The following is a 10,779-nucleotide window of genomic DNA, read 5'->3' as shown; positions in this document are numbered from 1 at the left end:
CGGTCCGGGAGGCCCTGGCGCGGCTGGAGTCCACGAACATGGTGGTCCGCGCCGCGCTGCGCGGTTACCGGGTGGCTCCTCTGCTGACCCACGAGGAGCTGCTGGACCTGATGGATGCCCGCCTGCTCATCGAGCCGTACAACGCCGAGCTGGCGTGCGGACACGCGGACGCGGCGTTCCTGGAGGCGCTCGAGCGCGCCATCGACGACCTCCGTGACGCCCCCAACGGGCCGCACTTCTCCGACTACCGCACCTACTGGGAGGCGGACGAGCGCTTCCACCGCCTGATCGCGGAGCAGGCGGGCAACAAGTTCGTCCTGGGCGCCTACGACTCCCTGGGTGGGCACGTGCACCGGTTCCGGCTCTTCAGCGGGCTGGGGGTCCAGGACGCCCGCAGCGCCATCGAGGAGCACGCGCGGATCCTGGCGGCGCTGCGCCGCGGTGACGCCGCGGCTGCCCGGATCGCGATGGCCGGGCACATCTGCGGGGTCCGCGAGCGGGCCATCCACGAGCACGAGAACGCCGGCGAGGACGCCCGCAGCGAGAGCGCCTGAGGTCTGGTCAGGATGCGCCCCGCCCCGTCGACGCCCAGCCCGGAGGGCCACCGGTGCGTCTACTGGGCTGTAAGGACCCGCGCTTCGGGTACAGGGGTCAGCACCGTGCCGTCGGTGAACCAGGACTGCAGGTTGGCTGCTCCGAGTTCGGCCATGCGTCGGCGGGTGGGCACGCTCCCGGAGCCGACGTGGGGTAGCAGCACCGCATTGTGGAGCGCCAGGAGCTCCGGGGGCACGTTCGGCTCGTCCTCGTAGACATCGAGTCCGGCCGCTCCGAGCGTGCCGTCGGCGAGGGTGGCGATCAGTGCCTGTTCGTCCACTACGGACCCCCGCGCGACGTTGATCAGCACTCCTCCGGACCCGAGGTTGCGCAGGATCTCCGCGTCGACGAGGTGCCGTGTCGAGGCCCCGCCCGGCGTGGCGACCACGAGGATGTCGACGTCGCGCGCCATATCCCGCAGATCCGGGTAGTACGGGAGTTCGAGGTTGCGCTCGTGACGGGCGTGATAGCTGACGCTGATCCCGAACGCCGCCGCGCGGCGGGCGATAGCCTGCCCGATGTGCCCCATGCCGAGCACGCCCATCGTCCGACCCTGGAGGCTGAACCGGGTGAGCGGATAGGGGCCTTCGTGCCAGCGGCCTCTCCGAAGATGTTCCTGGGCCTGGGACAGTTCTCGTACGGTCATCAGCAACAGGCCCATGGCGGTGTCGGCCACTTCTTCGTCGTTCGAGCCGGCCACGTTGGTGACGACGACGCCGCGTCGAACCGCCTCCGGTGCATCCACGGTGTCGTATCCCACGCCGAAGTGGGCAATCAAGCGGAGATTCGGCAAGCGTTCGAGCAGGTCCTTGCCGAGCGGACCTTCACCGGGGTTGGCGATCACCTCGATCTCCTCACCTCGGTCGGTGAGGATGGCGTCCAGCTCCTCCTGGTTCGACGGTTGAAGCAGGTCGAACCGACCGCGGATCGCGTCCAGCACATCCTTGGGGGCAGGCGACGGTACGAGAACAAGAGGGAGATTCATCCAGATCCTTCGTTCGGAGTTCCTTGTTCCCGCCGTCCGTGGGCGTCTCGGGCGGGGAGCGGATTGATGGGAACAGTACCACCGGGTCTCGGGGCGTCGAGGAGGGCGCCGTGCAACGCCCGAGTGGCGGACGACATGTATCTGTCGGGGTCGTGCCATAATCCGACCTCACGCCCTTCCATGACGTGCCCCACCTGCAGTACGGCTAGTCCGGTGGTGTCCGAGACCTCCATCGCGAACCGGTTGATCACCCCCACACCCAGACCTTCCTTGGCCAGATTGGCCAACGTCTGCGGCTGTTCCGTCTGCCACGCCACGTCCGGGATCAGATTCCACGCTGCGAGCACTCCGGCGGTGTCGGGGTCCAGCCCAGCCCCCGGCCGCGCGATGACAATCAGCGGCAGCCTGCTCAGAGCCTCCGGGGGCAGGGGGAGCGGGGCCCGGGCCAGGCGGTGGGAGGTGGGCACCACGGCGACGTACGGCTCACGCCACAGCGGCTGGGACACCAGGCCAGGGGGTGCCGGCCTGGCCGTGGTGGAGCGAATCGCCAGATGGAGTTTGCCGACGGCGAGGTCATGGGCCAGGGCTGTGGTGGTGTCCTCGGAGAGTTCCACCCGTACCTGCGGATGCGTGGCCGAGAAGTTCCGCAGAACGCGGGGGAGGAAACCGGCGCTGATGCTCGGGTGCGACCCCAGCACTACACGACCACGGTGGACGCCGGTGAGCGCGTCGATCTCGGCGGCGCCCAGGTCGAGCGAAAGCAGGGCCTTTCGTGCGTAGGGGAGGAACGTCTCGCCGGCGTCGGTCAGCTCGACCGGACGATGTCGACGATCGAAGAGCGGGACGCCCAGTGCCTGTTCGAGGGCGGCCACATGGGCGCTCACGCGGGACTGCGACCGGTGGATCGCCAGTGCGGCCGCGCTGAAGCTTCCGTGCTCGGCGACAGCGACGAACGTCTCAAGCCAGTCGTTCTGCTCGACCCTGGTCATCGGAGATTCCATTCCATTCGGCCTGCACCACACGAACTATCCGTCCTACAGGATATAGGTATCCGATGGACGCTGTTGTCCTGGACTTCGCCTACCCCCACGATGAGTGAACTGGGTTGTGACGCGGATCTCATTCAGTGATCAGCGGTCACCACGATGAAATGGGAGAAGAACAATGACGAACAGCACGAACCGACGGTCCCGCCGTTCACCGCTTCTCGGCGTTGTTGCCGCCATGGGCTCCGTGGGCCTGGTCTTGTCCGGCTGCTCGGCCGGCGGCGGCGATACTTCTGCCGAAGGCGCGGACAATGGGAACGCGTGCGATCTCGCGCCGAACTATCCGAACGGTCCGGTCGAGCTCATCGTTCCCTGGGCCGCTGGTGGGGGCACCGACGGTGTGGCGCGTGCGGTCGGCAACGAACTCTCGGCCGCGCTCGGCACCCAGGTCAACGTCGTCAACCGCACGGGCGGCAGCGGCGTCGTGGGCCACCAGGCGATCGCAAGCGCCGAGCCGGACGGCCAGACCTTGGGTTTGGCGACGGTGGAGATCGGCATGATGCACTGGCAGGGCCTGACGGATCTCACAGCGGAGGACCTGACCGGCATCGCCCAGGTGAACTCCGATGCCGCCGGCCTGACGGTGGCCGCCGATTCGCAGTGGGAGACGGCCGAGGACCTGATGACGTACATCGAGGAGAACCCCGGCGAGGTCACTGCCTCGGGGACCGGGCAGGGCGGCATCTGGCACCTGGCCCTCGTGGGCATGCTCCTCGACGCCGGGCTGGAGCCCGACGCCGTGAACTTCGTCCCCTCGGAGGGTGCCGCGCCGGCGCTGCAGGAGCTGGTCGCCGGGGGCATCGATCTCTCGACCGCCGCGCTCGGCGAGAACAAGACCATGATCGACGCCGGACGCGCCCAGGCCCTGGCGGTCATGGGCGAAGAGCGCGACCAGAATTTCCCGGACGTGCCGACCCTCGGAGAGGCGGCAGGCGTGGAATCCTCGATGGGCGTCTGGCGTGGCATCACAGGCCCGAACGGCTTGGAGGAGAACGTCGTCGCCGAGCTCGAGTGCCACCTGGAGAACATCGTGTCCTCCGACGAGTTCGGCGAGTTCATGGGCAACCAGGGGCTGGGCGTGACGTATCGCGGTTCCGAGGAGTTCACGGAGTTCATGGCTCAGGACGACGCTCAGAAGGGCGAGATCATGGAAGCCGCAGGGTTGGCCAAGTGACGATGCAGCAAGCACCGGCTGACGCCCGCCGTCGTGCTCCGCTGGCAGTCGGCGATGTGGTCCTGGGCGCTCTCTCCGTGGTCGGCGGTGTCGCCGTGGTCCTCTACTCCCGGGGCATGCCGACCATGGGAGAGGCGTTGCACGGGCCTGGGCTTTTCCCGATGATCATCGGCTGGTTCCTGGTGGTCCTCGGGGCCGCCTTGGTGGTCAGAGCCGTCGTCGCCGGCCGCCGGGGCGTTGCCGTTCCCACCCGGAACGGCAGCGCCTCGCCCGGGGGGGTCGAGCCGGCCCCGGGGGACCGCAACGTGGCGATGGAGCCGGAGGTCGACGGCCCGGGTGCCGAACCGGTGGCCGCGCCTGCACTCGCAGCTCAGGACGGACACTGGGTCAACGCCGCCGTTGTACTCGGCGGCATCATCTTCTACGTGTTGGCCGCGGGGTTCCTCGGCTTCCCCCTCACGATGTTCCTGGTCCTCACCGCGATCATGCTGGTGCTCCGAAGTCGTGTCGTCGCGGCCCTGCTGACAGCGGCGGGCATCACGGCAGGGCTCTACGCAGTCTTCGAGCTGCTGCTCCTCGTGCAGCTCCCCAATGGATTTCTGGGGTGAACTAGCATGGTCCAGAACCTTTCCGACGGCCTGGTGATGGTCGTGTCCGACCCCGTCACGCTGCTGGCGATTGTGCTGGCCGGCATTTTCGGTCTGGTCATCGGGGCTCTGCCCGGGATGACGGCAACGCTCGCGGCGGCTCTGCTCATCCCGTTCACCTTCTTCCTCGACCCCGTCCCGGCCATTGCCGCCATCATCACGATGTCTGCGATGGCGATCTTCGCCGGTGACGTCCCCGGCGCCCTCCTCCGTATCCCCGGCACCCCCTCCAGCGCGGCGTATACCGAGGACGCCTACCGGCTCACGCAGTCCGGCAAGGGTGGACTCGCGCTCGGAGCGTCGCTGGTCGCCTCGGTGGCCGGAGGTCTGTTCGGCGCGGTGGTCCTGATCCTCGTCGCTCCCGTCCTGGGCGAGTTCGCCCTGCGGTTCACGTCCTTCGAGTACTTCTGGGTCGCGATCCTCGGGCTGACGGCAGCGGTCATCATCTCGCGCGGGTCCCAGGTCAAGGGTGCCATCGCGCTGATGATCGGGCTGCTCATGTCCACGGTGGGTCTGGACGTCACTCTGGGGCACCCCCGATTCACCTTTGGGTCGGAAGAGCTCTACCGGGGCATCGACTTCATCCCGGCCATGATCGGTCTCTTCGGTATCTCAGAGGTGCTGCGCAACGTTCTCACGCCCCCGGCCCAGGCCCTCGCGGTGCCGCAGATCCAGCACAAGGGCATCGTGCGCGAGACGTTGGGCAGTATCTGGCGGTACAAGTCGCGAGTCGCCTCCGGAAGTCTGATCGGTGGTGGCGTCGGTGCACTCCCCGGTGCGGGTGCGGACATCGCAGCCTGGGTCTCCTATGCGGTCACCAAGAACTCATCGAAGGAGGCGCACCTCTTCGGGCGGGGCAAGGGGCATGTGGAGCCCATTATCGGAGCCTCCAGCGCGAACAACGCCGGCCTCGGGTCCGCCTACATCCCCGCTCTCGCGTTCGGCATCCCGGGGGACACGATCACCGCGATCGTCATCGGCGTACTACTCGTCAAGGGCATCACGCCGGGGCCCGACCTGTTCACGGTTCAGACGGACATGCTGTACGCGATCTACATCGTCTTCATCATCGCGAATCTCTTGCTGCTGCCGCTCGGCTTCCTCCTCATCCGGGGGAGTTCCTATGTGCTGCGGATTCCTCGCCCGGCTCTCATGGCCGGCATCGTCGGCGTCTCCGTGGTCGGCGCGTATGCGATCAACAACGGGTACGTGGAGGTTCTCATCGTGCTGGCGATGGGTGTCATCGGCTTCCTCTTGGAACGGGCGGGGGTGCCTTTGGCCCCGATCGTCCTCGGCCTCGTGCTCGGCCCCATCGTGGAGTCCAACTTCATGCAGAGCGTCATCAAGACGGGTGGGGACCTCACGCAGTTCTTCGACCGGCCCATCAGCGCCACCCTGATCGTGCTGACGGCTCTCCTCCTGCTCCTCCCGGTACTGCAGGGGATCGTCCACAAAATGCGTGGCACTACGAGCGACAACAAGCAGGAAGAGGTGATCGGGGCATGACCGACGTCGATGGAGTGCTCGCCATCATCAGGCTCCGCCAGCACCAGCCGGCCGACGAGATCCTGGACACGCTCACCGCGGCGGGGGTGAGCCGGGCGGAGGTGACCCTCCCTACCCCTGGATCGCTGGAGGCCATCAGCAGGTGGTCCGGCCGCGACGGCGTGCAGATCGGAGCGGGCACCGTCCGCACCGCCGCTCAAGCCCGCGATGCTGTCGCGGCCGGGGCGCAGTTCCTCGTGACACCCATCGTGTCGCTGTCGGTGCTCGAGGAGGCCTCCAGGCTCTCGGTCCCGGTCGTCTGCGGCGCGGCGAGCCCCACCGAGATCGAGCTCGCCTGGACCCACGGCGCGGCCGCGGTCAAGGTGTTCCCGGCCCGGGCCCTCGGCGGGCCGGCATACGTCCGAGCCGTTCGCGAACCGTTGGACGACGTCCCGCTGATCGCCACCGGAGGTGTGGCGGTCGACAACGTGACCGACTACCGCGGGGCGGGATGCATCGGTGTGGGCGTGGGCAGCGCCCTGGTCTCCGAGAAGATCGTCGCGGAGCGGAACTGGGCGGACCTCGGGGCAGCCGCCCGAGTGTTCGTGCAGGCCTGGTCGAGGGAATCTCGATGACCGAGGTGGTCACGCTCGGGGAGACCATGGCGGCGTTCCGCGCGGAGGGGCTCGTCCGCAGCGCCCATCATGCCGCGGTGAGCGTTGCCGGCAGCGAGGGGAACGTGGCCGTGGGTCTCGCCCGGCTCGGGCACCGCGTGCGCTGGGTGGGGTGTGTCGGGGACGACGGGCTGGGCCGTCTCGTGCGACGGACGTACGCGGCCGAGAGCATCGATGTGTCCTGCGTGCGGGTGGACCCGCACGCTCCGACCGGGATCCTGGTCTCGGAGCGGCGCATGGGTGGCGTCTCCACGGTCGACTACCACCGCAGGGGCTCCGCGGGAACGCTCGTGACGGAGTCCGACGTGGTGGACGCACTCGCGTGCCGGCCGCAGATCTTCCACGCCTCCGGGATCACTCCCGCCCTCGGTGAACGTTGCGCGGCTGCGGTCACCGCGGGGATGCGCGAGGCTCGGCGACGTGGCGCCACCGTCACCTTCGACGTGAACTACCGGGCCCGGCTGTGGAGCGAGGAGGCGGCGCGCCAGGCGTTGGGCCCGCTGCTCGGCACGGTCGACGTCGTCATCGGTGACTCCGCGGAGCTCGCCGTCCTTGTCCCGGGGGCGGACGACGAGAGCCGGGTCCGCGCCCTGTTCGACCTCGGTGTTTCCCAGGTCGTCATCAAACAGGGGCGGCTCGGTGCCACGGCCTTCCTCCCCCATCGCAGCGTGCACGCGGAGGCCTTCTCCGTTCCTGAGGTCGACCCCATCGGCGCCGGCGACGCCTTCGTCGCCGGCTACTTGTCGGGCAGGTTGGAGCGGCTGTCGCTCGAGGATCAGCTTGTGCGGGCCAACATGCTCGGGGCCTTCGCCGTGTCGACTCCGGGCGACTGGGAAGGCCTCCCGACGCGCGACGAGCTGCGGTTGCTCAGCGGAGCTCCGGGCGACGTGGTGCGCTGACGACACTGCCTTCTTCCGTTCCGGCCGGGGGCCGCCGCTGACGCCCTGTCCTGCACCTGGCACGGTCCTGTCCATCCAGCACTGTCTACCAATCAAGGCGGATCAAGCATGAAAGCTCTTGTCCTCGAACAGTTCAACCAGTTCGGTGTCCACGACATCGATGTCCCCCGGCCGGGACCCAACGACGTCTTGCTCCGGATCACTGCTACCGGGATCTGCGGGTCGGACATCCATGGGTTCACCGGCGAGAACGGTCGACGGGTTCCCGGCCAGATCATGGGCCATGAGTCGGCCGGGCACATTGCGCAGGTCGGCGAAGGGGTGTCCGAGGTCGATTTCCCGATCGGGCGCCCCGCGACCTTCAACCCCGTGATCGTTCCCGATGACGCCGTGGAGTCCTTCGCCGGCCGCGAGCAGCACTGCCCGGAGAAGGTCGTCGTGGGGGTCGCCCAGCACTACCAGGCGTCCTTCGCGGACTACGTCGTCGTGCCGGCGCGCAACGTGGTCCTTCTCAGCGACCAGCTGCCCGTCCACCTCGGGGCGCTCATCGAGCCGATCGCCGTGGCCGTCCACGCTGCTCGCCGGGCCCACGTCAGAGCCGGGCAGAAGGTTCTGGTGATCGGTGGCGGGCCGATCGGTCAGTCCACAATCCTCGCCCTGCAAATGGAAGGTGTCACGGACATCGCCCTCAGCGAGATGAGCGCCGAACGCCGTGCTCTGTGCAAGGAGTTGGGTGCCCAACCGATCGACCCCACCGCTGGACCACTGGCGGACCAGATCGACACCGTCTTCGGCTCCAAGGCTGACGTGACCATCGACGCGGTGGGGATCACCCCCACCGTCAACGACGCCCTACATGCAACCGTCCTCGGCGGAACGGTCGCTCTGGTCGGCATGGGTTCCCCTCGAGTCGATCTTGAAGCGTTCGCGGTCAGCACCGAGGAGCGCACCCTGGTCGGGTCCTTCACCTACAGCGCCCGGGACTTCGCCGACGCAGCGAACTGGGCCGGAGACCACGCCGCGCTGCTCGAGACCCTGGTCTCGCGCGTCGTGACGCCCGAGGAAGCGCACGACGCGTTCACCGCTGCGGCCTCCGGTGGCGAAACGGCCGGGAAAGTCCTGGTGGCCTTCGACGACATCACCACGGCGAGAGAGCACTGAGATGACCCGGGCGCACACCATCAAAGCCGTCCGCGCCTACACCGTCACCGGTGGCGGCGCCGACTACCACGACCAGTCCTCCGGTCACTGGATCGACGACCATATCGCCACGCCCATGTCCGTGTACCCCCAGTACGCCCAGTCCCGCCAGTCCTTCGGCATCAACGTCCTGGGCACCCTGATGGTCGAGATCGAGGCCGATGACGGCACCATCGGCTTCGCCGTCTCCACCGGCGGGGAACTGGGCGCGTGGATCGTCGAGAAGCACCTGGCACGCTTCCTCGAAGGAGCTGCGGTCACCGACATCGAGCGCATCTGGGACCAGATGTACAAATCGACGCTGTTCTACGGGCGCCGCGGCATCGTCCTCAACACCATCAGCGCCGTCGACCTGGCCCTCTACGACTTGCTCGGCCGTCTGCGCCAAGAGCCGGTCTACGCCCTGCTGGGCGGACCGGTCCGGGACGAGCTGACCTTCTACGCCACCGGTGCCCGCCCCGACAAGGCCAAAGAACTCGGCTTCATCGGTGGCAAACTCCCCCTTCACTATGGGCCGGCCGACGGCGAAGAGGGCATGCTGAAGAATCTCGAACTGCTGGCTGACATGCGTTCCACGGTGGGCGAGAACTTCTGGCTCATGTACGACTGCTGGATGTCCCTGGACCTCGACTACGCCACCCGGCTCGCCCACCGCGCCTCCGAGTACGGGCTGAAGTGGATCGAAGAAGCTTTGATCCCCGACGACTACTGGGGATACCAGAAGCTCAAGCAAGCGGTTCCCAAGGACGTCCTCGTCACCACCGGCGAGCACGAGGCCACCCGCTGGGGCTTCCGCCAGCTGCTGGAAATGAATGCTGCCGACATCATCCAGCCCGACGTCGGCTGGTGCGGAGGCATCACCGAACTCATCAAGATCTCCGCTCTCGCCGACGCCCACGGGGCCATGGTGGTTCCCCACGGGTCATCGGTGTACTCCTACCACTTCGTCATCACCCGCACGAACAGCCCCTTCGCGGAGTTCCTCATGATGCACCCCACCGCCGAGGAGGTCGTGCCGATGTTCTCTCCCATGCTGCTCAACGAACCCGTCCCCCACAACGGCAAGCTGAAACTGCCCGACACCCCCGGCTTCGGGGTGGAGTTCAACCCCGAGGTCGAGCGTCAGCGGCCCTTTATGCATTGACCCATGAGCTGCTGGTTCGGGCAGGGCGTCGAGTTCCGGCCCCCTCGATGCAGGTGCCCTGGTTTGATTCAGATCCTCGACGAAAGGAACTCCCATGAGCGGCTGTGCCGGCCTCCGGTCTGTCGTCACGGGTGGCGCTTCCGGCATCGGAGCGGCGGTCATCACCGGGCTCGTGGACCGTGGTGCCCACATGGTCGCCCTGGACCTGCAGGTGATTACCGTGCCGGACGTCGCCCTGGCCAGACAGTGCGACGTGGCGGGCCGGTCCTCGGTCCAGCAGGCGGTCGACGCCGCGGCCGAGGCGCTGGGCGGCATCGACGTCGTCGTCAACTATGCCGGGGGTGGGCGCGCTGGGCACCGTGGAGGGCAACGACGACGAGGAGTGGTTACGGGTACTGGACGTCAATGTCGTGGGCATCGCCAGGGTGTCGGCGGCCGCGCTGCCCTCCCTGCGGCGCTCGAGCACTCCGGTGATCGTCAACACCGCGTCCATCCCGGGCACGCACGGTCTGCCGCAGCGCGCTCTGCACTCCGCGAGCAAGGACGCCGTCGCAGCTCTCACCCGGGCCATGGCGGCGGACCACCTGCGGGAGGGCATCCGGGTCAACTGCGTGAGCTCCGGGACCGCGGATACCCCTTGGGTGGGCAGGCTGCTCGACGCGGCGGGGGATCCCGCGGCGGACGCCGTGAACTCAAAGTGCGGCAGCCGCACGGACGGCCTCGTCTCCGCAGACGAGGTCGCCACGTCCATCCTCTTCCGCCCCGACCCGGTCAACGGTTCCACCTCCGGCACGGTGCTGCCGGTCGACGGCGGAATGCACGACCTCTTGCTCCGACCGGCGGACTGAGAGCTCAACACATCGACGAAAGGACTGTTCATGGAACTGATGAGACTCGGCCCAGCCGGCCGCGAGAAGCCCGCCGTGCGCCA

At 68.0% G+C, this 10,779-nt stretch carries 11 protein-coding genes and 1 pseudogene; 10 read left to right on the top strand and 2 right to left on the bottom strand.

Annotation, left to right across the window (positions count from 1 at the left end):
• A partial coding sequence (locus ABD220_RS12850; RefSeq protein ID WP_344123183.1) for a GntR family transcriptional regulator occupies window positions 1-554 on the top strand: 554 nt, incomplete at its 5' end.
• Between the two features lie 59 nt (window positions 555-613).
• Here the strand turns inward: ABD220_RS12850 and ABD220_RS12845 are convergent.
• Both ABD220_RS12845 and ABD220_RS12840 read right to left on the bottom strand, forming a co-directional pair.
• The gene (locus tag ABD220_RS12845; protein WP_344123182.1) at window positions 614-1,579 is read right to left on the bottom strand and encodes a 2-hydroxyacid dehydrogenase; all 966 of its coding nucleotides are present in this window, start codon (window positions 1,577-1,579) and stop codon (window positions 614-616) included.
• Window positions 1,576-2,568: a LysR family transcriptional regulator gene (locus ABD220_RS12840; protein ID WP_344123181.1), complete on the bottom strand. Its 993-nt coding sequence runs from the start codon at window positions 2,566-2,568 to the stop codon at window positions 1,576-1,578. Before ABD220_RS12840 ends, ABD220_RS12845 begins: the two co-directional genes overlap by 4 nt.
• Window positions 2,569-2,743: 175 nt before the next feature.
• Between ABD220_RS12840 and ABD220_RS12835 the strand changes: the two genes are divergently transcribed.
• From ABD220_RS12835 to ABD220_RS12800, 9 genes and pseudogenes are all read left to right on the top strand, one after another.
• Window positions 2,744-3,799, top strand: coding sequence for a tripartite tricarboxylate transporter substrate binding protein (locus tag ABD220_RS12835; protein WP_344123179.1), 1,056 nt, complete (start codon window positions 2,744-2,746; stop codon window positions 3,797-3,799).
• A gap of 2 nt (window positions 3,800-3,801) precedes the next feature.
• Entirely contained in the window at window positions 3,802-4,407 is a 606-nt protein-coding gene (locus ABD220_RS12830; protein ID WP_344123185.1) for a tripartite tricarboxylate transporter TctB family protein, read from the top strand.
• A gap of 6 nt (window positions 4,408-4,413) precedes the next feature.
• Window positions 4,414-5,952 (top strand): tripartite tricarboxylate transporter permease, encoded by a 1,539-nt coding sequence (locus ABD220_RS12825; protein ID WP_344123178.1) that lies wholly within the window; start codon window positions 4,414-4,416, stop codon window positions 5,950-5,952.
• Complete coding sequence (locus tag ABD220_RS12820; protein WP_344123176.1) at window positions 5,949-6,566, top strand: bifunctional 4-hydroxy-2-oxoglutarate aldolase/2-dehydro-3-deoxy-phosphogluconate aldolase; 618 nt, start codon at window positions 5,949-5,951, stop codon at window positions 6,564-6,566. Before ABD220_RS12825 ends, ABD220_RS12820 begins: the two co-directional genes overlap by 4 nt.
• Complete coding sequence (locus ABD220_RS12815; protein WP_344123174.1) at window positions 6,563-7,504, top strand: sugar kinase; 942 nt, start codon at window positions 6,563-6,565, stop codon at window positions 7,502-7,504. Before ABD220_RS12820 ends, ABD220_RS12815 begins: the two co-directional genes overlap by 4 nt.
• Window positions 7,505-7,612: 108 nt before the next feature.
• Window positions 7,613-8,665: a zinc-dependent alcohol dehydrogenase gene (locus ABD220_RS12810; protein WP_344123172.1), complete on the top strand. Its 1,053-nt coding sequence runs from the start codon at window positions 7,613-7,615 to the stop codon at window positions 8,663-8,665.
• 1 nt (window position 8,666) lies between these two features.
• Complete coding sequence (gene rhmD / locus ABD220_RS12805; RefSeq protein WP_344123170.1) at window positions 8,667-9,848, top strand: L-rhamnonate dehydratase; 1,182 nt, start codon at window positions 8,667-8,669, stop codon at window positions 9,846-9,848.
• Window positions 9,849-9,942: 94 nt separating this feature from the next.
• Window positions 9,943-10,140 (top strand): annotated as a pseudogene (locus ABD220_RS18100) (short-chain dehydrogenase); the annotation flags it as partial.
• 40 nt (window positions 10,141-10,180) lie between these two features.
• Window positions 10,181-10,696 carry an SDR family oxidoreductase gene (locus ABD220_RS12800; protein ID WP_425552561.1) on the top strand — a complete coding sequence of 172 codons (516 nt, stop codon included), beginning with the start codon at window positions 10,181-10,183 and terminating at the stop codon, window positions 10,694-10,696.
• Window positions 10,697-10,779: the final 83 nt, after the last annotated feature.

It is taken from the genome of Kocuria aegyptia, from assembly GCF_039530085.1.
GTDB lineage: Bacteria > Actinomycetota > Actinomycetes > Actinomycetales > Micrococcaceae > Kocuria > Kocuria aegyptia.
Note: the sequence above shows the minus strand (reverse complement) of the source record. Positions and strands in the feature narration are given on the sequence as shown.